Below are 24443 nucleotides of genomic sequence, written 5' to 3'. Positions count from 1 at the left end.
CTCCCGATGTCCGGTATGTGATCACAGAACGTATGCAACCCACTGGAGGTGCCTGCGTCAAGTGACACCCGTCGCGTCAAAGCCGCGTGGTGCGGCGGAGGGGTTCCGCCGCACCACACGGGCCACGCAGTACGACTGACCGTACGTCAGCTGGTCGGGGACGTGCGCACCGGGGCCGCTCAGGCCCCGCCGCCACCGGTGGGCACGGCGGCCGGGGCGGCGGCGTCCCCCGCGCCGACCACGGCGCCGGAGCCCTTGGTGGACTTCCGCAGCCGTCCCTCCAGCCAGGACGCGAAGGTGGTGAGGGCGAAGTTGACCGCGATGTAGATCAGGGCGATCACGACGAGGGTCGCGATGGTGTTGCTGTAGTTGGCCGAGATCTGCCGGTTCATCGACAGCAGCTCGCCCAGGCCCAGCAGGGAGCCGCCGAGCGCGGTGTCCTTGAGGATCACCACGAGCTGGCTCACCAGGGCCGGCAGCATGGCCGTGACGGCCTGCGGGACCAGCACGTAGACCATGGTCTGGCCCTTGCGCATGCCGATCGCCTTGGCGGCGTCCGTCTGGCCGGAGGGCAGCGAGAGCACGCCCGCCCGGACGATCTCGGCGATGACGGCCGCGTTGTAGAGCACCAGGCCGGTGATGACCGCGTACAGCGGGCGGACGTCCGAGGAGACGGTCGAGAACTGCACGAACAGCGCCGAGCCGAACAGCATGAGCATCAGCACCGGGATCGCGCGGAAGAACTCCACGACGGCGCCGACCGGGACGCGCACCCAGGCGTGGTCGGAGAGCCGCCCGATACCCAGCAGGGCGCCCAGCGGAATGGCGATCACCATGGCGATCGCGCCGGCCTTGAGGGTCTCCAGCAGGCCGGGGATCAGGAACGTGGTCCAGATCTGGCCGTCCGTGACGAACGGGGTCCACTTGTCTGCGTCGAGCTGGTTCTTCTCGCCCATGAGCGACAGCGCCCACCAGGCGACGAGGCCGAACGCGACGACGAAGATCCCGCTGTAGATCCAGTTGCGGGCCTTGGCCCGCGGGCCCGGGGTGTCGTAGAGCACCGAGGTCATCGCTTCACCGCCACTCGCTTGGCCACCCAGCCCAGGAGCAGGCCGGTGGGCAGGGTCAGCAGGACGAAGCCGAGGGCGAAGACGCCGAAGACGGCGAAGAGCGCCTGGGCCTCGTTCTCGACCATTTCCTTCATCAGCAGGGCCGCTTCGGCCACGCCGATGGCCGCCGCCACCGTGGTGTTCTTGGTGAGGGCGATCAGTACGTTGGCGAGCGGTGCGACGACCGCCCGGAAGGCCTGGGGGAGCACGATCAGCGTGAGCACCTGGAAGAAGCTCAGTCCCAGGGCCCGGGCCGCCTCCGCCTGGCCGACGGGCACCGTGTTGATGCCCGAGCGCAGCGCCTCGCAGACGAAGGTGCCGGTGTACGCCACGAGACCGAGGACCGCGAGCCGGAAGCCGGTCTCCTTGAACGTGGAACCGCCCAGGGATATGTCCAGGGTCTGGCTGAGCCCCAGCGAGCAGCCGATGATCAGCACGGTCAGCGGGGTGTTGCGCACGAGGTTGACGTAGGCGGTGCCGAACCCCCGCAACAACGGGACCGGGCTGACCCGCATGCCGGCCAGGACGATGCCCCATATGAGGGATCCGGCCGCCGAGTAGAGGGTGAGCTGAACCGTCACCCAGAAGGCTCCGAGCAGGTCGTACTGCCCGGAATCAAGAAAATCGAACACGATGCCCTGCGCTCTCCCCAGGATGGCCGGCGGGGTGCGCCGCCGCCCGTGACAGGCGGGCGGCGACGCCCCTCACCGGTGAATCAGCTGCCTTCGGTGATCTGCGGGGCCGGCTCGTTCTTGTAGTTGGCCGGACCGAAGTTGTTCTTGACGGCCGTCTCCCAGGCGCCGTCCGCGACCATCTTCTTGAGCGCGGCGTTGATCTTCGTCTGAAGGTCCTTGTCGCCCTTCTTCAGGCCGATGCCGTAGTTCTCGTTGCTCAGGCTCAGCCCGACCAGCTTGAACTTCCCCTTGTTCTTCTCCTGCGCCGCGTAACCCGCGAGGATCGAGTTGTCCGTGGTCAGGGCGTCGACCTTCTTGTTCTCCAGGCCCGTCAGGCACTCGGAGTAGCCGCCCTGCTCCAGCAGGTCCGCCTCGGGGGCCAGCTTGGTCTTGACGTTCTGCGCCGAGGTGGAGCCGGTGACCGAACAGAGCTTCTTCTTGTTCAGGTCCTCGGCCTTGGTGATGGAGGAGTCGTCGGCGCGGACGAGCAGGTCCTGGTGCGCGAGGAGGTACGGGCCGGCGAAGTCGACCTTCTCCTTGCGCTTGTCGTTGATCGAGTAGCTCGCGACGACGAACTTCACGTCGCCGTTGGCGATCAGGTTCTCGCGCTCGGCGCTGACGGCCTGCTTGAACTCGATCTGCTCGGGCGCGTAGCCGAGCTCCTTGGCCACGTAGGTCGCGACGTCCACGTCGAAACCGGTGAACTTGCCCTCCGGGGTCTTCAGACCCACACCCGGCTGGTCGAACTTGATGCCGATGACGACCTTGTCCTTCTTCGCGTCACCGGACGAGCCGGCGGCGCCGTCCTTGGTGCCGCCACCGCACGCGGTCGCGGTCAGGGCGAGAGCGACGGCCGCGGCGACGGCCGCACCGGTCTTGAGAACCTTCATGGTGAACTTCCCTCGGATGAGACGTGGTTGAGCGACGAAGCGACGCGTACGGTGCGGGCGCCGCCGGCCCCGGGGGCCGGTCGGCGTCGCGTCACCGGATGACTACCAGACGGGGAACGTCAGTGGTGCAGGATCTTCGACAGGAAGTCCTTGGCACGGTCACTGCGCGGATTGCTGAAGAACTGCTCGGGCGCGGCCTCTTCGAGGATCTTGCCGTCGGCCATGAAGACGACGCGGTTGGCCGCGGAGCGGGCGAAGCCCATCTCGTGCGTGACGACCACCATCGTCATCCCCTCCCGGGCGAGCTGCTGCATGACCTCCAGCACCTCGTTGATCATCTCCGGGTCGAGCGCCGAGGTCGGCTCGTCGAACAGCATGACCTTCGGGTCCATCGCCAGCGCGCGGGCGATGGCCACGCGCTGCTGCTGGCCGCCCGACAGCTGCGCCGGGTACTTGTCGGCCTGCGAGCCGACGCCCACCCGCTCCAGCAGCGCCGCCGCCTTCTCGCGGGCCGCGGCCTGGCCCGTCTTGCGGACCTTGAGCTGGCCCAGCATGACGTTCTCCAGCACCGTCTTGTGCGCGAAGAGGTTGAACGACTGGAAGACCATGCCCACGTCCGCGCGCAGCCGGGCCAGTTCGCGGCCCTCGGCCGGCAGCGGCTTCCCGTCGAGCGTGATGGTGCCCGAGTCGATCGTCTCCAGCCGGTTGATCGTCCGGCACAGCGTGGACTTGCCCGATCCCGAAGGACCGATCACCACGACCACCTCACCGCGGGCAATGCTCAGATCGATGTCCTGAAGCACGTGCAGCGCGCCGAAGTGCTTGTTGACGTTGCTCAGTACGACCAGGTCGTCCGCGGCACCGGCCGCGTCCTGCACGTCCTTGGCCACTGATACTCCGCTCATCGGCTTCTTGCTCCGTCCTCCTCGGTTGGGAGGACAGTAGTGACGTGTCGCGTACATCGTCATTACATCTGAGCGAGAATTGAGCATAACGATCCGGCCTCGCCCGGATACGCTCCGTGCGCGTCGGCCCACGCCGCCGCCGCGGGCTCGTACCGGGTGGATAACGGAAGGGGCGCGGCACCGGAACCCCCTTGACGTGGGCCGTCCCATCGGCGTGGATGCAGGGTGGCCATGCGTACGGAAGCCGAAGACCAAGCAGAGGAGAGGAGGACGGCATGAGACTGCTGCTCGTCGAGGACGACGACCACGTCGCCGCCGCCCTGTCCGCGATCCTCGCCCGACACGGCTTCCGGGTCACCCACGCCCGCAACGGCGAGGAGGCCCTGCAGGCCCTGCTGCCCGCCGGCGCCCCGCCCTTCGGCGTGGTCCTCCTCGACCTCGGCCTCCCCGACCAGGACGGGTACGAGGTCTGCGGCAAGATCCGCAAGCGCACCGCCACGCCCGTCATCATGGTCACCGCACGGGCCGACGTGCGCTCGCGCATCCACGGCCTGAACATGGGCGCCGACGACTACGTCACCAAGCCGTACGACACCGGCGAGCTCCTCGCCCGCATCCACGCCGTCGCCCGCCGCACGGGCGCCTCCGAAGAGGCCGCCGCCACCGGCACCGGAACGCCCGCCCTGGTCCGCCTCGGCCCCGTCAGCATCGAGCTCCCCACCCGCAGGGTCAGTGTGGACGGCACCGACGTGCCGCTCACCCGCAAGGAGTTCGACCTGTTGGCCCTGCTCGCGCAGCAGCCCGGAGTCGTCTTCCGACGCGAACAGATCATCAGCGAGGTCTGGCGCACCAGCTGGGAGGGGACCGGGCGCACCCTGGAGGTCCACGTCGCCTCGCTGCGCTCCAAGCTGCGCATGCCCTCGCTCATCGAGACCGTCCGCGGGGTGGGCTACCGGCTCGTCGTCCCGGCCGCTCCCTGACCGGCCGCCGACGTGCGCACCCGGCTGCTCCCCCTCCTCGTCGTCCTCATGGCGGGCACCCTGCTCGCCCTCGGCTTCCCGCTGGCCGTCAGCCTCGCCGCGGGACAGCAGCAGCGGGTGGTCGTCGACCGGATCGACGACAGCGCCCGCTTCGCCGCCCTCGCGCAGTTCTTCGTCGACGCCGAGGGCTCCGGCTCCAACGGCGCCGACGACCGCCTGGAGACCCTGAAACAGGAACTCGCCCGCTACCAGGAGCTGTACGGCATCCGCGTCGGCATCTTCTACCGCGACGACAACGCCCTGGCCCGCTCGCCCGGCTGGTGGCGGCTCCCCGAGTCGGGCGAGGGCCGGCGCGCCTTCGACGAGGCGCTCGCCGGACGCCGCAGCCACGACCCGCCCCAGGTGTGGCCCTGGCAGACCCACGGCCGACTGCTCGTCGCCTCACCGGTCGTCCTCGACGGCGACGTGGTCGCGGTCGTCGCCACCGAATCGCCCACCGACCAGATGCGCGGCCGGATCCTGCGCGGCTGGCTGTTCATCGCCGGCGGGCTGGCCGCCGCGATGCTGGTGGCCTTCGGCGCCGCCCTGCGCCTCACCAGCTGGGTGCTCAAGCCCGTGCAGACCCTCGACGCGGCCGCCCACGGCATCGCCACCGGGCGGATGAACTCGCGGGTCGCGGCCGCCGGCGGCCCTCCGGAACTCCAGCGGCTGGCCCACTCGTTCAACGAGATGGCCGACAACGTGGAAGAGGTCCTGGAGCAGCAGCGGGCGTTCGTCGCCGACGCCTCCCACCAGCTGCGCAACCCGCTCGCCGCCCTGCTCCTGCGGATCGAGCTCCTCGCCCTGGAGCTGCCCGAGGGCAACGAGGAGATCGCCTCCGTGCGGACCGAGGGCAAGCGCCTGACCCAGGTCCTCGACGACCTGCTGGACCTGGCGCTGGCCGAGCACGCCTCCGCCGAGATCAGCCTCACCGACATCGCCGCGCTGGCCGCCGAACGCGTCGCGGCCTGGCGCCCGTACGCCGAGGAGAAGGGCGTCCGCCTCACCGGGACCGGCCGCACCGCCGTCACCGGCTGGGCCGACCCCATCGCCCTGTCCAGCGCGCTGGACGCCGTCATCGACAACGCCCTCAAGTTCACGCCCGCCGGAGAGGAGGTCGAGGTCGCCGTCGCCGCCGCCGGACGCGTCGTCCAGGTGACCGTCGCCGACCGCGGACCCGGCCTCACCGACGAGGAACTGCAGCGCATCGGCGACCGCTTCTGGCGCAGCGGCCGCCACCAGAACGTCAAGGGCTCCGGCCTGGGCCTGTCCATCTCCCGCACCCTGCTCGCCGCGGGCGGCGGATCCCTCGCGTACGCCCCGAACCCGCCGCACGGGCTGCGCGTGACGGTCACCGTCCCGCGCACCGAACCGCACGCCGCGTAGCCCGCCCCGCCCCGGAACCGTCCCCCTCAGGTGACGTCCCCGACGCGCAGCACCGTGGTGATGCCCCGCGCGGACAGGTGCGCCGGGTCCCCGGCCCGCTCGGCCAGCACCACCGCCGGACGGGCCCCGTCGGCCGCGAGCGAGGCCCAGGCCTCGAAGAACGCGCCGCCCGGCGCGCACACCGACCGCCGGGGAGCCTCCTCGGCGCCGCCGACGTCCACCACCAGCGCGGTGGACCGTACGGCGGGCCGGTGGGTCCGGCCCCGCCAGCGTGCGGCGATCCGGGCGAGGGCGGCCGCGGCGGGTTTGGGCCGCCGGTCGTTGGTGAGCAGGCCCAGGCCGTACTCCAGCTCGGGGAAGTCCGCGAGCTCCCGGGACACGTCGTGCGAGCACCACCAGGTCACCCCCCACAGGTCCGGGCAGTCCAGGGCGTTGGCCACGGTGGCCTCGGTGAAGCGCGCCGCGTCCTGCGGCGGGACCAGGGGTGCGGGCGCCCCGACCTCCTGGAGCCAGACCGGGCGCCGAGGGTCCACGGCCCAGGCCTTCGACAGCTCGACCAGGTACGCGGCATGGTGCTCGGTGGCCGGCGCGCCGGCCCCGTACCGCTGGGCGGTGCCGTTGAACACCCACGAGTGCACGGCGGTGGCTCCGCCCAGCCGGGCCGCCTGGGCGACCGTGAAGGGGTGGCCGTCCCGGTACCAGGCGTCGTCGTGGGCGGCGTGCAGGTGGAGGCCGCCCGGAGCCCCCTCCTCGCAGGCGGCGAGCATCAGCTCCAGCCACCGCCCGGCCTGCTCCCGGGTGATCCGGTCGGGGTCGGGGTGCGGGTCGTCGGAGAACTGGTTGACCTCGTTGCCCACCGTCATGCCCAGGAAGTTGGGCCGGTCGGCGAGGGCGGCGGCCAGCGTGCGCAGGTACTCCCGCTGACCGGCGACCACGTCGGGGTCGGTGAACAGGCCGCGCCGGTGCCAGGTGCGGGTCCAGGCGGGCAGGAAGTCGAAGCTCGACAGGTGGCCCTGCAGACCGTCCACGGCGACGTCGAGGCCGCGCGCGGCCGCCGCGTCGGCGAGCGCGACGAGCTGTTCGACGGCCCGCGGCCGGATCAGCGTCCGGTTCGGCTGGAACACCGGCCACAGCGGGAACACGCGGACGTGGTCCAGGCCGAGCGAGGCGATCGAGTCCAGGTCGGCTCCGACCGCGTCGAGATCGAAGTCGAGCCAATGGTGGAACCAGCCCCGCGTCGGCGTGTAGTTCACACCGAAGCGGAGGGGGCGGGGAGCGGGTGCGCCGTGCATGGGATGTCCTGGAGTCCTGGGAAATGCGCCGGGTGCCCCACAAACTGCCGGGTGATCCGACGGAAAGTCAACAGCCTCTCGAACGAAGCCGGTTGACGCCTGGCGGGAGCGGGGTCCCGCCCCCGAAGAACGGCACGACGGTCCCTTCCGGCCCGTTGACAGGGGGCCTTCGCGCGGCCCACGCTGGCCGCACCCCGTGCGCTTGGCGTCCGACCGGGCCCCGCACGCGACCCACGGCCCGGAACGGGGAAACGGAGCCGTCCGGAAAGGCGACACCGCCCGCCGGGCCGGGGTCTCGCACGACCACGAGGTGAGGGCGGTGGCCGGGAGCGCGGCCGCCGCCGAGCCGGGTCTCGCGGTACCGGGCCGGCTTCGGCCGGCTGGCCGCCGGGCGACTCCGCGTCCCCTCGCGGGCGGCCCGCCGCGGGTCCGCGCGAGCGGGCGGCCGTCCCGGAACCCCGCGCGAGCACGGCCCCGCCACCGGCGCATACTGAGTCCTGACCCCTCCCTGGAGCCGCCACCGTGACCATCCCCACCGCCCCCCTCCCCGTTCCGCGCGTCCGCGACGCGGCCGCCGGACCGACGGTGGCGATCGACATCGGCGGCACCAAGATCGCCGGCGCCCTGGTGCACCCCGACGGAACGATGACGGCCCTCACCCGGCGCCCGACCCCGCGCGGGACCGATGCCGAAGGCGTGATGGCGGCGGTGACCGAGGTCGTCGCCGACCTCGCGGACAGCGCGTCCTGGCCCGCGGCCGTCCGCTGCGGCATCGGCAGCGCCGGCCCGGTCGACACCTCCCGGGGCACGGTGAGCCCGGTCAACATCGGGGCCTGGCGGGACTTCCCGGTCCAGGAGCGCATCGCCGCCGAGCTCGCGGCCCGCGGCGCCCCGATCCCCACGGTGCTGGCGGGCGACGGCGTGGCGATGACGGCGGCCGAGCACTGGCTCGGGGCCGCCCGCGGCCACCGGAACGCGCTCTGCATGGTGGTCTCCACCGGAGTCGGCGGCGGCCTCGTCCTGAACAACCAGCTCCACCCGGGCCCCACGGGCAACGCCGGTCACATCGGCCACATCAGCGTGGCCTTCGACGGCGAGCGCTGCGCCTGCGGCGGCCGCGGCTGCGTCGAGTCCCTCGCCTCCGGCACCGCCATCGCCCGCCGGGCCCTGGACCAGGGCTGGACACCCGGTGCCGACGCGACCGCCGCGGGCGTCGCGGCCGCGGCCGCGACGGGGGACCCCATCGCCCTGGCCGCCTTCGACCGGGCCGGGCGCGCCCTGGCCGCCGCCATCGCGGCCACCGCGACCCTCGTCGAGACGGACATCGCCGTGATCGGCGGCGGGGTCGCGGCCGCCGGAGACGTCCTCTTCACCCCGATCCGCCGCCACCTGGCCGCCTACGCCACGCTCTCCTTCGTACGGGAGCTGCGCGTGGTCCCGGCGAGCCTCGGCGGCCACGCCGGGCTGATCGGCGCGGCCGCCGCGGCGACGATGCTGCTGCCGTCCGAAGGCGCTACGGCTTGACCGAGCGGTAGTACCGCCGCGCGCCCTCGTGCAGGTCGAGCGGGTCGGTGTAGATCGCCGTCCGCAGGTCCACCAGCTGCGCCGCGTGCACCTCGTGGCCGATCCGGTCGCGGCTGAGGATCACCGTCCGCGTGAACTGCTCGGTCAGCTCCGGGTCGGTCTCCTCGGTGGTCACCAGCAGGTTCGGCACGGCCAGCGTCGCCACCGCACTGGTGTTGCGGGCCCGCGCGTACGCGTCCTGCGGCATCACCGCCGACCGGTAGTAGCGCGCCGGGCTGCCGCTCGCCTGCAACTGCTCCACCAGGTCGCCGAGCTGCACCAGCCGGATGTCGAAGCGCTCCGACAGTTCGCGCACCGCGTTCGTCGGCAGGCCGCCGGACCAGAAGAACGCGTCGATCCGGCCCGCCTCCAGCTCGGCCGGCATGGTGTCGATCCCTATCGACACCGGCGTCACGTCCCGGTCCGGGTCCAGCCCGGCCGCCGTGAGCAGCCGCTCCGATATCAGCCGCACCCCCGACCCGGGCTGGCCCACCGCGACCCGCCTGCCGCGCAGGTCGCGCGCCGACTGCACCGGGCTGCCCGCGGGCACCACCAGCTGCACGTAGTCGTCGTAGAGCCGGGCGACCCCGCGCAGCCGGTCCGCGCCGGGCTTGCGGTCGATGCCGTACTTGGCGACCGCGTCGGCCGTGGCCACCGTGAAGTCCGCCTCGCCCGACGCCACCCGCTGGAGGTTCTGCTGGGAGCCCTCGCTGGTCTCCAGCCGGACCTTCACCCCGGGGATGTCCCGGCTCAGCGCCTGGTCCAGCAGTTCGCCGTAGCGGTGGTAGACGCCCGTGTTCACGCCCGTACTGAACGTCAGCCCGCCCTTGAGGTCCGGGTGCCCGAAGGGCCGCAGCCACCACACCAGCGCCCCGAGCACGGCCAGGACGGCCACCAGGGCCCGCAGGGCGTGGCGCCTGCTGATCCGGGGCGGTACGAGAGGCATGGCCGCGATCCTGCCACCCGCCCGCCGCCTTGTCACGGCGCGGCCCCGGCCGCCCGCGGGCCCGGGCCCGCGCCGGGGCCGTCCGGAGGGCGTCCGGGCACCGCCTACCCTTGTCGTATGACCAGCAGCAGCGACCGGAGCACGGCAGTGGACGTCAAGGGAACTTACGAGGTGCGCACCTACGGGTGCCAGATGAACGTGCACGACTCCGAGCGGCTGTCCGGTCTGCTGGAAGGCGCGGGGTACACGCGCGCCCCCGAGGGCTCCGACGGCGACGCCGACGTGGTCGTCTTCAACACCTGCGCCGTCCGTGAGAACGCCGACAACAAGCTGTACGGCAACCTCGGCCGCCTCGCCCCCATGAAGACCAAGCGCCCCGGCATGCAGATCGCCGTCGGCGGCTGCCTCGCCCAGAAGGACCGCGACACCATCGTCAAGCGGGCCCCCTGGGTCGACGTCGTCTTCGGCACGCACAACATCGGCAAGCTCCCCGTGCTGCTGGAGCGCGCCCGCGTGCAGGAAGAGGCGCAGATCGAGATCGCCGAGTCGCTGGAGGCCTTCCCCTCCACGCTCCCGACCCGCCGCGAGTCCGCGTACGCCGCCTGGGTCTCGATCTCCGTCGGCTGCAACAACACCTGCACGTTCTGCATCGTCCCCGCGCTGCGCGGCAAGGAGGAGGACCGCCGGCCCGGCGACATCCTCGCCGAGGTGGAGGCCCTGGTCGCCGAGGGCGTCTCCGAGATCACCCTGCTCGGCCAGAACGTGAACGCCTACGGCTCCGACCTCGGCGACCGCGAGGCCTTCAGCAAGCTGCTGCGCGCCTGCGGCCGGGTCGAGGGCCTGGAGCGGGTCCGCTTCACCTCCCCGCACCCGCGCGACTTCACGGACGACGTCATCGCGGCGATGGCCGAGACCCCGAACGTCATGCCGCAACTGCACATGCCCCTGCAGTCCGGCTCGGACCCGATCCTGCGCGCGATGCGCCGCTCGTACCGGCAGGAGCGCTTCCTCGGCATCATCGAGAAGGTCCGCGCCGCGATCCCGCACGCCGCGATCTCCACCGACATCATCGTGGGCTTCCCCGGCGAGACGGAGGAGGACTTCCAGCAGACCATGCACACCGTGCGCGAGGCCCGCTTCGCCAACGCCTTCACCTTCCAGTACTCCAAGCGCCCCGGCACCCCCGCCGCCGACATGGAGGGACAGATCCCCAAGGAGGTCGTCCAGGAGCGGTACATGCGCCTGGTCGCCCTCCAGGAGGAGATCTCGTGGGAGGAGAACAAGAAGCAGGTCGGCCGCACGCTGGAGGTGATGGTCGCCGAGGGCGAGGGCCGCAAGGACGGCGCCACGCTGCGCCTCTCCGGCCGCGCCCCCGACAACCGGCTCGTGCACTTCACCAAGCCGGACGCCGAGGTCCGCCCCGGCGACGTGGTCACCGTCGACATCACCTACGCGGCCCCGCACCACCTGCTGGCCGAGGGCCCCACCCGGGCCGTACGCCGCACCCGCGCCGGCGACGCCTGGGAGAAGCGCAACGCCGCCCCGGCCCAGCCGGCCGGCGTCATGCTCGGCCTCCCCACCCTGGGCGTCCCGGCCCCCCTCCCGGCCACCACCTCGGGCTGCGCCGCCCCCCGGGGCTGACGGCTCCCACCGCCCCGCCCGGTGTACGCGCCCCCGGCCCGGGGCGGTGGGAGCGCGAGCGCGCCCGCCGCGGGCCGCCGACGCGCCCGACCTGCACGGGGGCCGCGCCGCGGTCCGGCCGCGGGCCCGCGTTAGGCTGCGGATCATGCTTGTAGCCGCCGCCGTCTGCCCCGCTCCGCCGCTGCTCGTGCCCGAGGTCGCGGCCGGGGCCGCCGCCGAGCTCGACGCCGCCCGCACCGCCTGTTCCGACGCCCTCGCGGTCCTCGCAGCCTCCCGCCCCGACCTCCTCGTCGTCGTCGGACCCGCCGACGACGACCACCGCGGCCCCTACCCCCCGGGCGCGCGCGGCAGTTTCCACGGCTTCGGGGTCGCGACCCGCGTCCGGCTCGGCGAGGGCCAGGAGGGGCCGCGGCTGCTGCCCCCCTCGCTGAGCGTCGCCGCCTGGCTGCTGGGCCGCGCCCGGTGGGGCGGCGCCCCGGTCGAAGGGCTCGGCGTCGGAGAGCGGACGGACACCGCCCGGTGCCTGGAGACCGGCCGGGAGACCGCCGCCCGGGACGCCCGCGTCGCGCTGCTCGTGATGGGCGACGGCAGCGCCTGCCGCACCCTCAAGGCCCCGGGCTACCTCGACGAACGCGCCGAGGCCTTCGACGCGGCCGCCGCCCGCGCCCTCGGGGCCGCCGACACCGCCGCGCTGACCGCCCTCGACGCCGGGCTCGCCGCCGAACTCCAGGCCGCCGGCCGGGCCCCCTGGCAGGTCCTGGCCGGCGCGGCCGAGGGCGCCCGCCTGGACGGCCGGCTGCTCTACGAGGACGCGCCCTACGGCGTCGGGTACTTCGTCGCCGCCTGGTCCTAGCGTCCGGCACCGGAAACGCGGAAGGGGCGCGGACCGGCAGGTGCCGGTCCGCGCCCCTTCACCGGGCCGCGTCGGACATCAGGAAGTGGCCGGCGGCGCCGGGGGCGTCGACCCGCCGGGCGCGTCCTTGTGCGCGATCTTGCCCAGGGCGTCCTTCGCCTTGCCCGTACCGCTCGTGATCTGACCGCTGTACTTGCCCTTGGTCTTCGAGTCCACGGCCTTGGCCACCTTCTCCAGACCCTCGCCGATCCTGCCCTCGTTCTTCTGGGCGAGGTCGCCGACCTTCTCCTTCGCCGGAGCGAGCTTGGCCTTCAGATTGTCCAGCAGGCCCATAGGACACCTTCCATTGGCGATCGCTTACGTACGGGCACCCTCGCCTGCCTCGCTGTCCGCCGCCACCTCGGCGGACTGCTGCTTCGGAATCTCCACGGCCTCCACGGCCCGGGACTCCGCGGCTTCGACGGCCTCCGCGAGGACCGGCGCGGCCTCCTCGGCCGCTCCGGACTCCGGAGCCGGGGTCACGGTCGCGTCCTGCTCGGTCGCGTCCTCGTCCCTACCGCCGAAAAGCCGACGAAAAATGCCCATGTCCACTCCCATAACGTTACTCGTGCGGGTGAAGTTCCGCCGTGGCCACACGGGCCTCCCCGGGGCGTACGCCCCGCCGGAACCACGCCAGGGCAACGACCGCGATCCGCTGCCGTCACGTAGCCCGATCGGGTACATGCCGCCGGGTTTGCGAGACTGGGGCCGTGAAGGAAGCCCCCCCCGCCCCGCGGGTCATCGCCGTCGTCGGTCCCACCGCGGCCGGAAAGTCCGACCTGGGCGTCGCCCTGGCCCGCCATTTCGACGGCGAGGTCGTCAACGCCGACTCCATGCAGCTGTACCGGGGGATGGACATCGGCACCGCCAAGCTGACGACCGGGGAGCGGGGCGGGGTCCCGCACCACCTCCTCGACGTCTGGGAGGTGACCGAGACCGCCAGCGTCGCCGAGTACCAGCGGCTGGCCCGCACCGAGATCGACCGGCTCCTCGCCCGGGGCCGCACCCCGGTCCTCGTCGGCGGCTCCGGTTTGTACGTCCGCGGGGCCCTCGACGCCATGGAGTTCCCCGGCACCGACCCCGAGGTCCGCGCCCGGCTGGAGGAGGAGGCCACCCTGCGCGGGCCCGGAGCCCTGCACGCCCGCCTCGCCGCCGCCGACCCGGCCGCCGCCCAGGCCATCCTGCCGAGCAACGGCCGGCGGATCGTGCGCGCCCTGGAGGTCATCGAGATCACCGGCCGCCCCTACACCGCGAACCTGCCCGGCCACGAGTCCGTCTACGACACCGTGCAGATCGGCGTCGACGTGGGCCGGCCCGAACTAGACGAACGGATCGCGCTGCGCGTGGACCGCATGTGGGAGGACGGGCTGGTGGACGAGGTCCGCGCGCTGGAGGCCCGGGGCCTGCGCGACGGAATCACCGCCTCCAGGGCGCTGGGCTACCAGCAGGTGCTCGCGGCGCTCGCCGGCCGGTGCACCGAGGACGAGGCACGGGCCGAGACCGTCCGCGCCACCAAGCGGTTCGCCCGCCGCCAGGACTCCTGGTTCCGCCGGGACCCGCGCGTGCACTGGCTCAGCGGAGCCGCCGCCGACCGCGGGGAACTCCCCGGACTCGCGCAGTCGTTGGTCGAACGAGCGGTCACAGCCTGATCACGTGATGGCATCGGGACGCCCCGGGCGCCTGTCGGGGGCCCGGGGGCGTGCCATCATCAAACTCGTGCCGGTGCGGTCACCGGCGGCGAACTGCGGCGTACTGAGTCCGAGTGGGGAGGGCGCGTGGCGATGGAGGCCGGCCCTCGTGACACCGGGCGGGACGACACCCTGCGGGAAGCGGACCCGACGCTTCCCGCGCGGCCGGGCGACCCGGACGGCTCCGACGGCCCCGCGGTGCTCGGACTGCCCGCCGAACCGGCGCGGCTGACCCCCGACGGCCCCGACGCCCCCGACCCCGCCGAGGCCGAGGCGGCCGCCGGCCCCGAGTTCGAGGTCGAACTGCGCCCCCAGCGCCGCCTGCGCCTGTGGCAGATCGCCCCCATCGTGCTGCTCGCCGCCACCGGCTCGCTGATGTTCGCCTTCCCCCTCGCCTTCGAGTTCGGCGACGGCGGCGCCGTGGTCGCGATGCTCGGCTTCCTCATCAGCTGCTGCGCCGGGGGCTGGGGCATGATGGCCGCGCGCCGCGTGGGCCACACCTGGCCCGGACTGCCGCCCCGCGGGAGCGGCCGCCGCCGCGACTGGCGCACGGCCGCGCTGTACGCCGCGGCCGCCCTGGCCGTCGTGGCCCTCGCCGTCTACCGCGTCGCCCGGCTCCGCTAGGACGCGTCCGTACCGCTCCGCGCCCGCGTGAGGGGCCCCTCGGTACCATGGGGCGGTGACGCAGACCAGCCTCTCCTTCCTCAAGGGCCACGGCACCGAGAACGACTTCGTGATCGTCCCGGACCCGGACAACACCGTCGAGCTGCCGGCCTCCGCCGTCGCCAGGCTCTGCGACCGGCGGGCCGGGATCGGCGCCGACGGCGTGCTGCACGTCGTGCGGTCCGCCGCCCACCCCGACGCCGCGCACCTCGCCGACGAGGCGGAGTGGTTCATGGACTACCGCAACAGCGACGGCTCCGTCGCCGAGATGTGCGGCAACGGCGTCCGCGTCTTCGCCCGCTACCTCCAGTACGCGGGCCACGCCGAGCCCGGGGACCTCGCGATCGCCACCCGCGGCGGGGTCAAGCGCGTCCACCTCGACAAGACCGGCGACGTCACCGTCTCCATGGGCCGCGCCCTGCTCCCCGAGGGCGAGGTCACCGTCAGCGTCGGCACGCGGAGCTGGCCCGCGCGCAACGTGAACATGGGCAACCCGCACGCCGTGGCCTTCGTCGACCGCCTCGACGACGCGGGCGACCTGCTCACCGCCCCTCCGTTCAGCCCGGCCGCCGCCTACCCGACCGGCGTGAACGTCGAATTCGTCGTCGACCGCGGCCCCCGGCACGTCGCCATGCGCGTCCACGAGCGCGGCTCCGGGGAGACCCGCTCCTGCGGCACCGGGGCCTGCGCCGTCGCCGTGGCCGCCATCCGCCGCGACGGCGCCGACCCGGCCGCCACCGGCGAACCGGTCACGTACACCGTCGACCTGCCCGGCGGCACCCTGGTCGTCACCGAGCACCCCGACGGCGAGATCGACATGACCGGGCCGGCCGTCATCGTGGCCTCGGGCGAGTTCGACACCGCCTGGCTCACCGAAACGGCTTTCGCCTGAAGCTTCCCTCCAATGGGTGATCCGTTTCACGCTGAGCGAGAGGTGGACTGCGCCACGTGGTGGGGTCGGTAACATCAGGCACCGGCCCTGAGGGCTCACCGCATGCCCGCCACCGCCGGTCGAAGCCGCCGGAGGTGCCCATGAGTGCAGAGGCCACGAACCCCGAAGCACACCCCGAAGTGCGCTCTGAGCTCCGCAGACGCGGTCGGACCAGGCTGGATCTGCGTCGGCTCGGGCGCGCCGCACTGCTCGGGCCGACCTCCCGGGACCGCCTCCCGGACGCCATCGGCCACGTCGCCGAGGCCCATCGCGCCCACCATCCGGACGCCGATCTGTCCCTTCTGCGCCGTGCTTATCTGCTCGCGGAGACCTCCCACCGCGGCCAGATGAGGAAAAGCGGTGAGCCGTACATCACACATCCGCTCGCCGTCACCCTGATCCTGGCGGAACTCGGCGCCGAGACGACGACGTTGACGGCCTCGCTGCTGCACGACACCGTCGAGGACACGGACGTGACCCTCGATCAGGTCCGCGAGGAGTTCGGCGACGAGGTCTGCTTCATCGTCGACGGCGTCACCAAGGTCGAGAAGATCGACTACGGCGCCGCCGCCGAGCCCGAGACCTTCCGCAAGATGCTCGTCGCCACCGGCAACGACGTCCGCGTCATGTCCATCAAGCTCGCCGACCGGCTCCACAACATGCGCACCCTGGGCGTGATGCGGCCCGAGAAACAGGCCCGCATCGCCAAGGTCACCCGCGACGTGCTCATCCCGCTCGCGGAGCGGCTCGGCGTGCAGGCGCTCAAAACCGAGCTGGAAGACCTCGTCTTCGCGATCCTGCACCCCGAGGAGTACGAGACCACCCGCGCGCTCATCGCCGCCCACGCCGGGGAGCGCGACCCGCTGCCGGCCATCGCGGAGTCCGTACGCACCGTACTGCGCGACGCCGGCATCGCCGCCGAGGTGCAGGTGCGGCCGCGGCACTTCGTCTCCGTCCACCGCATCTCCCGCACGCGCGGCGAACTGCGCGGCTCCGACTTCGGCCGCATCCTCGTCCTCGTCGCCGAGAACGCCGACTGCTACGGGGTGCTGGGCGAACTCCACACCTGTTTCACCCCGGTCGTATCGGAGTTCAAGGACTTCGTCGCCGCCCCCAAGTTCAACCTCTACCAGTCCCTGCACACCGCCGTCGCCACGCCGCGGGGACACGTCGCCGAAGTCATCGTGCGCACCTGGCAGATGCACCGCGTCGCCGAAGCCGGTGTCGTCGCCCTGGGCAATCCGTACGCCACCGGCACCGCGCCCGAAGCCGCCGACTGCGACGAGGAGCGGGTGGACCCGACCCGGCCCGGCTGGCTCTCGCGGCTGCTCGACTGGCAGCAGTCGGCGCCCGACCCCGACACCTTCTGGAGCGTGCTGCGCGCCGAGCTCGCCCAGGACCGGGAGATCACCGTCTTCCGCGCCGACGGCGGCACCCTGGGCCTGCCCGCCGGGGCCAGCTGCATCGACGCCGCCTACGCGCAGCACGGCGACGCCGCCCACGGCTGTATCGGCGCCCGGGTCAACGGGCGCCTCACCTCCCTGTCCTCCGCCCTCGCCGACGGGGACACCGTCCAACTGCTGCTCGCCCAGGACGCCACCTCCGGGCCCGCCGTCGAATGGCTGGACCACGCCAGGACCCCGGCCGCCCGGATCGCCATCAGCAGCTGGCTCCAGTCCCACCCCGACCGCGCCCTGGCCACCACCACGGCCGCCCGGGCGCCGCTGTCGGTGATCGGGGCCCGCGGCGGCGGGGGCAACGCCGTGGCCGAACTGCCCGACGCCACCGTGCGCCTCGCCGGGTGCTGCACCCCCGTACCGCCCGACGCGGTCGCCGGTTTCCTCGTCCGCGGCGGGGCCGTCACCGTCCACCGCGTGCAGTGCGCGGCGGTGGCCCAGATGCGCGCGGTGGGACGCACCTCCGTCGCGGTGCACTGGCGGGCCACCGCAGACTGCCGCGTCACCCTGCTCGCCGAATCGTTCGGCCGCCCCCATCTGCTGGCCGACCTCACCGAGGCCATCGCGCGCGAAGGCGTCGAGGTGGTCTCCGCCACCGTCGAACCGCCCGTGGAGCAGCGGGTCCGGCACAGCTACACCCTCCAGCTGCCCGACGCGACCGGCCTGCCCGCGCTGATGCGGGCGATGCGCGACGTGCCCGGGGTGTACGACGTCAGGCGGGCCTGAGTCCGTTCCGCGTTCCCGTTCGGGTGGTCGCGCAGCGCGCCGTTCGCGGCCGCGCGGCCCGCGCTGGTAAGCGGTGGTGGATGCAGCTCTCCTCCCCGCGCCTGCGCGCCGCCCTGCTCGCCGCGGCCTCCCTCACCCTCGTCGCCGCCGTGCTGCCGCCGCCGGCGCCGCTCGGCATCGGCGACCCGCTGTTCCCGGCGCTCGGGAACCCGGGGTACGACGTCCTCGCCTACGACCTCTCCTTCACGTACAAGGACAACCGCACCCCGCTCGACGCCGTCACCGTCATCGACGCCCGGGCCGAGCGGCCGCTGGAGCGGATCAACCTCGACTTCACCCACGGCAAGGTGGCGTCCGTCGAGGTCAACGGGGAGCCGGCCCGGTTCGAGGGCGTGGGGGAGGACCTCGTGCTGACCCCCGCGCGACCCGTGCCGCGCGGCGGCCGCCTGCACATCGGCGTCCGCCACACCAGCGACCCCCGCGGCCGCGGCGACGGCGGCTGGGTGCCCACGGAGGACGGCCTGGCCATGGCCAACCAGGCCGACGCCGCCCACCGCGTCTTCCCCTGCAACGACCACCCCTCCGACAAGGCGCTCTTCACCTTCCGGATCACCGCCCCGGCCGGCCTCACGGCCGTGGCCAACGGTGTGCCCGGCACCTTCCCCGCCCACCGGTCCGGCTCCGCCACGACCTGGACGTACCGGACCCTGCACCCGATGGCCACCGAACTGGCCCAGGTGTCGATCGGCCGCTCCGCCGTGGTCCACGCCACCGGACCGCACGGTCTGCCGCTGCGCGACGTGGTCCCCGCCGCGGACCGCGAGCTCCTCGACCCCTGGCTGAAGAAGACGCCCGGGCACATCGCGTGGATGGAGGAGCGCGTCGGCCGCTACCCCTTCGAGAACTACGGTGTGCTGATCGCCCGCGCCACCACCGGCTTCGAGCTGGAGACCCAGACCCTCTCGCTCTTCGAACGCGGCATCTTCACCGGCGAGGGCTACCCCGAGTGGTACGTCGAATCCGTGATGGTCCACGAGCTGGCCCACCAGTGGTTCGGCGACAGCGTCAGCCCGCGCAGCTGGTCGGACCTCTGGCTCAACGAGGGACACGCCACCTGGTACGAGGCGCTCTACGCCGACGGCCTCGGCACCTACTCCCTGGAGCGGCGCATGCGCGAGGCGTACCAGCGCTCCGACCAGTGGCGCGCGGCGGGCGGCCCCCCGGCCGCCCCGAAGCCGGCCGCGCCGGGGGAGAAGATCGGGCTGTTCCGGCCCGCCGTCTACGACGGGGCCGCCCTGATCCTCTACGCCCTGCGGCAGGAGGTCGGCGCCGCCGTCTTCGACCGGATCGAGCGGCGCTGGGTGGCCGAGCACAAGGACGGCGTCGCGGGCACGGCCGACTTCGTCCGGCTGGCCTCGCGCGAGGCGGGCCGGGACCTCGGCCCCTTCCTGGAGCCCTGGCTGTACGGCCCCACGACGCCGGCGATGCCCGGCCGGCCCGAGTGGGGCACCCCGAAAAGCGTGTGACGGGCGCGGAACGGGCATGTCACCATCGACGGGGCCGTTCGGGGAATCCCCCGGAGGTGTGACACGTTGAACGTGGCAGTGCGCCGTGACCGCTCTCCGCGGGCGACGGTGCGCCCCGACCCCCACACGGCACGTGTCCGACGGGCCGCGGCAGACGCATTCGAGACGACGTAAGGATCCAATGACCTCCTCTTCTTCCCCTTCCCAGGACGCGCGGGACGCACAGGACGTGCCCGACCCGCAGAGCTTCACCGAGAGCCTTCGGGCCGATGCCCTGATGGAAGAGGACGTCGCCTGGAGCCACGAGATCGACGGAGACCGGGACGGCGAGCAGTTCGAGCGTTCCGAGCGCGCGGCCCTGCGCCGCGTGGTCGGCCTCTCCACCGAACTCGAAGACGTCACCGAGGTCGAGTACCGGCAGCTCCGCCTGGAACGCGTCGTACTCGTCGGTGTCTGGACCTCCGGCACGGTGAACGACGCGGAGAACTCCCTCGCGGAGCTCGCCGCCCTCGCCGAGACGGCGGGCGCGCTCGTCCTCGACGGCGTCATCCAGCGCCGCGACAAGCCGGACCCGGCCACCTTCATCGGCTCGGGCAAGGCCCGCGAGCTGCGCGACATCGTCATGGAGAGCGGCGCCGACACCGTCGTCTGCGACGGTGAGCTCAGCCCCGGCCAGCTCATCGCCCTCGAAGACGTCGTCAAGGTGAAGGTCGTCGACCGGACCGCCCTCATCCTCGACATCTTCGCCCAGCACGCCAAGTCCCGTGAGGGCAAGGCGCAGGTCGCGCTCGCGCAGATGCAGTACATGCTCCCGCGCCTGCGCGGCTGGGGCGCCTCGCTGTCCCGGCAGATGGGTGGCGGCGGCGGTGGCGGCATGGCCACCCGAGGCCCCGGTGAGACCAAGATCGAGACGGACCGGCGGCGGATCCGCGAGAAGATGGCGAAGATGCGCCGGGAGATCGCGGACATGAAGACCGGCCGCGACATCAAGCGGCAGGAACGGCGCCGCAACAAGGTGCCCTCGGTGGCCATCGCCGGTTACACCAACGCCGGAAAGTCCTCGCTGCTCAACCGCCTCACGGGCGCGGGCGTCCTGGTGGAGAACGCCCTGTTCGCCACCCTCGACCCGACCGTGCGCCGGGCCGAGACACCCAGCGGCCGCGTCTACACCCTGGCCGACACGGTCGGCTTCGTCCGGCACCTGCCCCACCACCTCGTCGAGGCGTTCCGCTCCACCATGGAGGAGGTCGGCGAATCCGACCTCATCCTGCACATCGTGGACGGCTCGCACCCGGCGCCGGAGGAGCAGCTGGCGGCGGTGCGCGAGGTGATCCGCGAGGTCGGCGCGGTCAACGTGCCCGAGATCGTGGTGATCAACAAGGCGGACGCCGCGGACCCGCTGGTCCTCCAGCGGCTGCTGCGGATCGAGCGCCACTCCATCGCCGTGTCGGCCCGTACGGGCATGGGCATCGAGGAGCTCCTCGCGCTCATCGACTCCGAGCTCCCGCGTCCCGAGGTCGAGGTGGAGGCCCTGGTGCCGTACACCCTCGGCTCGCTGGTCGCCAAGGCGCACGCCGAGGGCGAGGTGATCTCCGAGGAGCACACCGCGGAGGGCACCTTGCTGAAGGCCCGGGTCCACCAGGAACTGGCGGCGGACCTGGCCCCGTACGCGCTCGCCAAGCGGTGACGCGCCAGCGGGCGCGGCGCGGCTGACAGCACGCGCGTGAGCAACGGCCGAGGGCCCCCCGCACCGCGGGGGGCCCTCGGCCGTGTGCGCGGACTACTTGAACTTGGCGCTCACCGCGTCGAAGATGCCCTTCGCCTCCGGACCCAGTCGCGGCCCGGCCAGCCAGCCCGCCTTCGCCGGGCCGATCGAGGTGTTCGACACCAGCGCGGGCTTGCCGTCGGCGCCCGACGCCACCCAGCCGCCACCGGAGGAACCGCCGGTCATGTTGCAGCCGATGCGGTACATCACGGGATCGGTCGCGGTCAGCGACAGCCGGCCCGGCTTGTCCGCGCACTGGTACGCCTTCTGGCCGTCGAACGGCGCCGCCGCCGGGTAACCGGTGGCCGTGATGCCCGCGACCTTCTGCACGGCCGGGGCGTTGAACTCCACCGGAAGCGCCGAACCGACCGTCTCCTCCAGGGACTTGCCGCCGCCCTTCTCGGGAGCCACGTGCAGGACGGCGAAGTCGTACGGCGCACCCGCGCCGCCGGTCGGGCCGCCGGTCGCGATCCACTGGTCCGAGGTCTGGGCCCAGTCGCTCCACCACACGCCGTACGGGGCCACCTGCTCGCGCGGGGCGCCCTTGAGCTGCGCGGAGGGCTTGCCCGCGTTGTTGTAGGACGGGACGAAGGCGATGTTGCGGTACCAGCCGCCGGCCTTGCCCGCGTGCACGCAGTGGCCCGCCGTCCAGACCATGTTGGACTTGCCCGGGTGCGCGGGGTCCTTCACCACGGTGGCCGAGCAGACCATCGATCCCTCGGGCCCGTCGAAGAACACCTTGCCGGCCGACGGCACGCTCTGGTGGTAGGGCGGAGCCGCGGGCTTGGCCGCCACGACCGCGGGGGTCGGGTCGGTGACGCCCTGGTCCTTGCCCGCGTCCGGATCCACGGCCGGGGTCTGCGGCTGCTCGGCGTCACGCATCCGGTCGGAGTCCCACAGGCCCTCGATGACCGGGTTGATGTAGTCGCCCGCCTCGCGGAGCCAGTCCTCCCGCTTCCAGTTCTTCCACTCGCCCCCCCGCCACTTCTCCAGGTCTATGCCGTGCTGCTTGAGCTTCTCCTTCAGCTGGTCCGGGATCTTGATCCCGTCCGTGCCCGGGAGGCTCGCCGCCACGGTGGGCTTGGCGTCGCCGCCGGCCTCCCCGTCGCCGGGGCCGCAGGCCGAGGCGGTCAGCGCGAGCGCGGCCGCGCACAGGAGCGCGGTGACCGGTCGGTTCGGTCGCATGTCGTTCGTCCCCCTGGTGGTGTTCGAGGCGTGGAGTGCAGCACCCCACTATGCCGCTGCCGCGCAGGACGACACAGGCCGGGGCGCCGGTTCCCGGAGCCCCGGCCCTGCCCGGCAAGGATCTTGGGCCCACCCGTGATCCGCCGCCGCCACCGTCGTTGGTACGTACGGGGGATGGGGGAGCGGCGTCGGTGTTCGAGGCGCGAACGGAAGGGCAGACCGTGCGGGAGGACCGAGACTCGTGGCTTTGACCGAGCCGGCGGCGGCCGCGGCCGCCGCCCAACTCCCGCCGCAGGTGCCACCGCAGGGAGGGGCGCCCGGTACGGGTGCGGGTGCGGGTGCGCTTATGGGCGTCCGTACGGGGACGCGCACGGGGACCCGGACGGGCGCGGCCCCGGGCATGGGCGCGGACCCGCGCGCGGACCCGGGCGGCGCCGGCGGCGGGTCTGTCGCAGCGGGGCCGGCCGGAGCCGGGTCTGCCGGAGCCGGGTCCGGCCCCGGTGGGTCCGGGTCGGGTTTCGGGGCCGTGGCCGGCGCCGGGTGCGGGACGGAAGGGATCCTGCGCCGGCAGGCGCAACGGGAGTCCGCCGCCCGGACGTACGCCCGCTCCCTGCCCGTCGTCCCGGTGCGGGCCCGCGGCCTGACCATCGAGGGCGCCGACGGCCGACGCTACCTCGACTGCCTCTCCGGCGCCGGCACCCTGGCCCTGGGCCACAACCACCCCGTGGTCCTCGAAGCGATCCGCGGCGTCCTGGACTCCGGTGCTCCGCTCCACGTCCTCGACCTCGCGACCCCGGTCAAGGACGCCTTCACCACCGAGCTGTTCGCGAACCTGCCGCCCGCGCTGGCCGCCGACGCCCGCGTCCAGTTCTGCGGTCCCGCCGGCACGGACGCCGTCGAGGCCGCCCTCACACTGGTCCGCACCGCGACCGGCCGCCGCGGCCTGCTCGCCTTCACGGGGGCCTACCACGGCATGACCGCCGGGGCCCTGGGCGCCTCGGGCGGCGCTCCGGACGTCCGCGTGACCCGGCTGCCGTATCCGCAGGACCTCCGCTGCCCGTTCGGCGTCGGCGGCCCGGAAGGCGCCGAACTCGGCGCCCGCTGGACGGAAAGCCTCCTGGACGACCCCAAGAGCGGAGTGCCCGCCCCCGCGGCCATGATCGTCGAGCCGACGCAGGGCGAGGGCGGGGTGCTCCCCGCCCCGGACGCCTGGCTGCGCCGGATGCGGGAGATCACGGCGGCCCGCGGCATCGCCCTGATCGCCGACGAGGTGCAGACGGGCGTCGGCCGGACCGGAGCCTTCTGGGGGGTGGACCACGCCGGGGTCGTGCCCGACGTGATGGTCCTCTCCAAGGCCATCGGCGGCAGTCTCCCGCTGGCCGTCATCGTCTACCGGGCCGAACTCGACGTCTGGGCCCCCGGCGCCCACGCCGGGACCTTCCGGGGCAACCAGCTGGCCATGGCCGCCGGCGCCGCCACCCTCGCCTACGTCCGCGAGAACCGGCTCGCCGAACGCGCCGCCCTGCTCGGGGACCGCATGACGACCGCCCTGCGCGGACTGGCCGCGGACCAGCCCTGCATCGCGGAGGTCCGCGGCCGGGGCTTGATGATCGGCGTCGAACTGGCCGACCCCGAGACGGGCGCCGCCGCACCCGCCCTCGCGGCGGCCGTCCGCGAGGAGTGCCTGGACCGGGGCCTGATCGTCGAACTCGGCGGCCGCCACTCCGCCGTCGTACGCCTCCTCCCCCCGCTGACCCTGACCGACGAACAGGCCTCGGCGGTCCTCGACCGCCTGGCCGACGCCATCCCGGCCGCCGCCGCCCGCCGGCCCCGCTGACCGCACCCGGAGGACCCGCGATGCCCGACCCCCACCACCCCACCCCCCTCCACCCCGGCCCCCAGGGACAGCCCGGCCCGGCGACGACGGGCCCCCACCACCCGGCGGCGGCCACGCACCCGGCCGGCCCCGGGGGCACGGGTTCGCCCGGCGCGGCGACCGCCGGGCCCGTGGACCCCGGGGCGGCGCACCTGCCCTGGTCGGGGGCCGCGGCATCGCCCGGCCCGGGGGTCGGGAGGCTTCTCCGTACGGAGGCCGGGGAGCCGGTTCGCCCTGACGCCGCGGCGTGGCCCGGCGCAGGGACCGGGGAACCGTTCCACCCCGGAGCCAGCGGATCGTCGCGCCCCG

General features: G+C 73.4%; 21 protein-coding genes. 12 read left to right on the top strand and 9 right to left on the bottom strand.

The features are described 5' to 3' along the window. Positions 1-179: 179 nt before the first annotated feature. From CP968_RS09070 to CP968_RS09055, 4 genes are all read right to left on the bottom strand, one after another. Positions 180-1070, bottom strand: a complete 891-nt coding sequence (locus CP968_RS09070; RefSeq protein ID WP_150517521.1) for an amino acid ABC transporter permease — start codon at positions 1068-1070, stop codon at positions 180-182. Next, on the bottom strand, positions 1067-1741 hold the full coding sequence (locus CP968_RS09065) for an amino acid ABC transporter permease (RefSeq protein ID WP_150517520.1): 675 nt from the start codon (positions 1739-1741) through the stop codon (positions 1067-1069). Before CP968_RS09065 ends, CP968_RS09070 begins: the two co-directional genes overlap by 4 nt. An 83-nt stretch (positions 1742-1824) precedes the next feature. Next, positions 1825-2673, bottom strand: coding sequence for a glutamate ABC transporter substrate-binding protein (locus CP968_RS09060; RefSeq protein WP_150517519.1), 849 nt, complete (start codon positions 2671-2673; stop codon positions 1825-1827). Between the two features lie 119 nt (positions 2674-2792). Further along, positions 2793-3578 carry an amino acid ABC transporter ATP-binding protein gene (locus tag CP968_RS09055; RefSeq protein WP_150517518.1) on the bottom strand — a complete coding sequence of 262 codons (786 nt, stop codon included), beginning with the start codon at positions 3576-3578 and terminating at the stop codon, positions 2793-2795. A 275-nt stretch (positions 3579-3853) separates the two neighbouring features. On the opposite strand from CP968_RS09055, the gene CP968_RS09050 reads away from it, so the two are divergent. Together CP968_RS09050 and CP968_RS09045 are read left to right on the top strand one after the other, a co-directional pair. Further along, complete coding sequence (locus CP968_RS09050; RefSeq protein WP_150517517.1) at positions 3854-4558, top strand: response regulator transcription factor; 705 nt, start codon at positions 3854-3856, stop codon at positions 4556-4558. Between the two features lie 12 nt (positions 4559-4570). Then, positions 4571-5983 carry a HAMP domain-containing sensor histidine kinase gene (locus CP968_RS09045; protein WP_150517516.1) on the top strand — a complete coding sequence of 471 codons (1413 nt, stop codon included), beginning with the start codon at positions 4571-4573 and terminating at the stop codon, positions 5981-5983. 26 nt (positions 5984-6009) lie between these two features. On the opposite strand, the gene CP968_RS09040 is transcribed toward CP968_RS09045, so the two are convergent. Next, complete coding sequence (locus tag CP968_RS09040) at positions 6010-7275, bottom strand: glycoside hydrolase 5 family protein (protein ID WP_150517515.1); 1266 nt, start codon at positions 7273-7275, stop codon at positions 6010-6012. 528 nt (positions 7276-7803) lie between these two features. Here CP968_RS09040 and CP968_RS09035 point away from each other — a divergent pair. Beyond that, the gene (locus tag CP968_RS09035) at positions 7804-8799 is read left to right on the top strand and encodes an ROK family protein (protein WP_229886192.1); all 996 of its coding nucleotides are present in this window, start codon (positions 7804-7806) and stop codon (positions 8797-8799) included. Here CP968_RS09035 and CP968_RS09030 read toward each other — a convergent pair. Then, positions 8789-9784, bottom strand: coding sequence for a TAXI family TRAP transporter solute-binding subunit (locus tag CP968_RS09030; protein ID WP_150517514.1), 996 nt, complete (start codon positions 9782-9784; stop codon positions 8789-8791). The genes CP968_RS09035 and CP968_RS09030 overlap by 11 nt on opposite strands. Positions 9785-9901: 117 nt before the next feature. On the opposite strand from CP968_RS09030, the gene miaB reads away from it, so the two are divergent. Both miaB and CP968_RS09020 read left to right on the top strand, forming a co-directional pair. Next, on the top strand, positions 9902-11425 hold the full coding sequence (gene miaB, locus CP968_RS09025) for a tRNA (N6-isopentenyl adenosine(37)-C2)-methylthiotransferase MiaB (RefSeq protein WP_150517513.1): 1524 nt from the start codon (positions 9902-9904) through the stop codon (positions 11423-11425). A 145-nt stretch (positions 11426-11570) separates the two neighbouring features. Further along, a complete protein-coding gene (locus CP968_RS09020) occupies positions 11571-12278 on the top strand; it encodes a class III extradiol ring-cleavage dioxygenase family protein (RefSeq protein WP_150517512.1) in 708 nt (235 codons plus the stop codon). A gap of 78 nt (positions 12279-12356) precedes the next feature. Here CP968_RS09020 and CP968_RS09015 read toward each other — a convergent pair whose 3' ends face one another. After that, positions 12357-12611, bottom strand: a complete 255-nt coding sequence (locus CP968_RS09015; RefSeq protein ID WP_150517511.1) for an antitoxin — start codon at positions 12609-12611, stop codon at positions 12357-12359. 24 nt (positions 12612-12635) lie between these two features. Further along, entirely contained in the window at positions 12636-12863 is a 228-nt protein-coding gene (locus CP968_RS09010) for a gliding motility protein (protein ID WP_306419882.1), read from the bottom strand. Between the two features lie 164 nt (positions 12864-13027). Between CP968_RS09010 and miaA the strand changes: the two genes are divergently transcribed. The 6 genes from miaA (at position 13028) to hflX (ending at position 20995) form a co-directional block, all read left to right on the top strand. Next, positions 13028-13966 (top strand): tRNA (adenosine(37)-N6)-dimethylallyltransferase MiaA, encoded by a 939-nt coding sequence (gene miaA / locus CP968_RS09005; RefSeq protein ID WP_150517510.1) that lies wholly within the window; start codon positions 13028-13030, stop codon positions 13964-13966. Positions 13967-14098: 132 nt separating this feature from the next. Beyond that, a complete protein-coding gene (locus tag CP968_RS09000; RefSeq protein WP_150521816.1) occupies positions 14099-14629 on the top strand; it encodes a hypothetical protein in 531 nt (176 codons plus the stop codon). A gap of 55 nt (positions 14630-14684) precedes the next feature. After that, positions 14685-15560, top strand: a complete 876-nt coding sequence (gene dapF, locus CP968_RS08995) for a diaminopimelate epimerase (RefSeq protein WP_150517509.1) — start codon at positions 14685-14687, stop codon at positions 15558-15560. Positions 15561-15700: 140 nt separating this feature from the next. Beyond that, positions 15701-17782, top strand: a complete 2082-nt coding sequence (locus CP968_RS08990; RefSeq protein WP_150517508.1) for a RelA/SpoT family protein — start codon at positions 15701-15703, stop codon at positions 17780-17782. 80 nt (positions 17783-17862) lie between these two features. Next, a complete protein-coding gene (locus tag CP968_RS08985) occupies positions 17863-19308 on the top strand; it encodes a M1 family metallopeptidase (RefSeq protein ID WP_150517507.1) in 1446 nt (481 codons plus the stop codon). A gap of 181 nt (positions 19309-19489) precedes the next feature. Further along, positions 19490-20995, top strand: a complete 1506-nt coding sequence (gene hflX, locus CP968_RS08980; RefSeq protein ID WP_150517506.1) for a GTPase HflX — start codon at positions 19490-19492, stop codon at positions 20993-20995. Between the two features lie 93 nt (positions 20996-21088). Here hflX and CP968_RS08975 read toward each other — a convergent pair whose 3' ends face one another. Further along, positions 21089-22258, bottom strand: a complete 1170-nt coding sequence (locus CP968_RS08975; RefSeq protein ID WP_150517505.1) for a trypsin-like serine peptidase — start codon at positions 22256-22258, stop codon at positions 21089-21091. A 400-nt stretch (positions 22259-22658) separates the two neighbouring features. Here CP968_RS08975 and CP968_RS08970 point away from each other — a divergent pair, with 400 nt between their 5' ends. After that, positions 22659-24095 carry a diaminobutyrate--2-oxoglutarate transaminase family protein gene (locus CP968_RS08970; RefSeq protein ID WP_373304037.1) on the top strand — a complete coding sequence of 479 codons (1437 nt, stop codon included), beginning with the start codon at positions 22659-22661 and terminating at the stop codon, positions 24093-24095. The last annotated feature ends 348 nt before the right edge of the window (positions 24096-24443 follow it).

Source organism: Streptomyces subrutilus, from assembly GCF_008704535.1.
GTDB classification, from domain to species: Bacteria; Actinomycetota; Actinomycetes; order Streptomycetales; family Streptomycetaceae; genus Streptomyces; species Streptomyces subrutilus.
The sequence above is the reverse complement of the archived record's forward strand: the minus strand, read 5'-3'. Positions and strand labels throughout refer to the sequence as shown.

What these genes read in the sequence shown, in the direction of transcription:
- CP968_RS09070 (WP_150517521.1), bottom strand. Translation starts at nt 1,070, where the DNA reads ATGACCTCGGTGCTCTACGACACCCCGGGCCCGCGGGCCAAGGCCCGC.
- CP968_RS09010 (WP_306419882.1), bottom strand. Translation starts at nt 12,863, where the DNA reads ATGGGCATTTTTCGTCGGCTTTTCGGCGGTAGGGACGAGGACGCGACC.
- miaB (WP_150517513.1), top strand. Translation starts at nt 9,902, where the DNA reads ATGACCAGCAGCAGCGACCGGAGCACGGCAGTGGACGTCAAGGGAACT.
- CP968_RS09055 (WP_150517518.1), bottom strand. Translation starts at nt 3,578, where the DNA reads ATGAGCGGAGTATCAGTGGCCAAGGACGTGCAGGACGCGGCCGGTGCC.
- CP968_RS09000 (WP_150521816.1), top strand. Translation starts at nt 14,099, where the DNA reads ATGGAGGCCGGCCCTCGTGACACCGGGCGGGACGACACCCTGCGGGAA.
- CP968_RS09040 (WP_150517515.1), bottom strand. Translation starts at nt 7,275, where the DNA reads ATGCACGGCGCACCCGCTCCCCGCCCCCTCCGCTTCGGTGTGAACTAC.
- CP968_RS09030 (WP_150517514.1), bottom strand. Translation starts at nt 9,784, where the DNA reads ATGCCTCTCGTACCGCCCCGGATCAGCAGGCGCCACGCCCTGCGGGCC.
- CP968_RS08985 (WP_150517507.1), top strand. Translation starts at nt 17,863, where the DNA reads ATGCAGCTCTCCTCCCCGCGCCTGCGCGCCGCCCTGCTCGCCGCGGCC.
- CP968_RS08990 (WP_150517508.1), top strand. Translation starts at nt 15,701, where the DNA reads ATGAGTGCAGAGGCCACGAACCCCGAAGCACACCCCGAAGTGCGCTCT.
- CP968_RS09020 (WP_150517512.1), top strand. Translation starts at nt 11,571, where the DNA reads ATGCTTGTAGCCGCCGCCGTCTGCCCCGCTCCGCCGCTGCTCGTGCCC.
- hflX (WP_150517506.1), top strand. Translation starts at nt 19,490, where the DNA reads ATGACCTCCTCTTCTTCCCCTTCCCAGGACGCGCGGGACGCACAGGAC.
- CP968_RS09060 (WP_150517519.1), bottom strand. Translation starts at nt 2,673, where the DNA reads ATGAAGGTTCTCAAGACCGGTGCGGCCGTCGCCGCGGCCGTCGCTCTC.
- CP968_RS09015 (WP_150517511.1), bottom strand. Translation starts at nt 12,611, where the DNA reads ATGGGCCTGCTGGACAATCTGAAGGCCAAGCTCGCTCCGGCGAAGGAG.
- CP968_RS08975 (WP_150517505.1), bottom strand. Translation starts at nt 22,258, where the DNA reads ATGCGACCGAACCGACCGGTCACCGCGCTCCTGTGCGCGGCCGCGCTC.
- CP968_RS08970 (WP_373304037.1), top strand. Translation starts at nt 22,659, where the DNA reads ATGGGCGCGGACCCGCGCGCGGACCCGGGCGGCGCCGGCGGCGGGTCT.
- CP968_RS09050 (WP_150517517.1), top strand. Translation starts at nt 3,854, where the DNA reads ATGAGACTGCTGCTCGTCGAGGACGACGACCACGTCGCCGCCGCCCTG.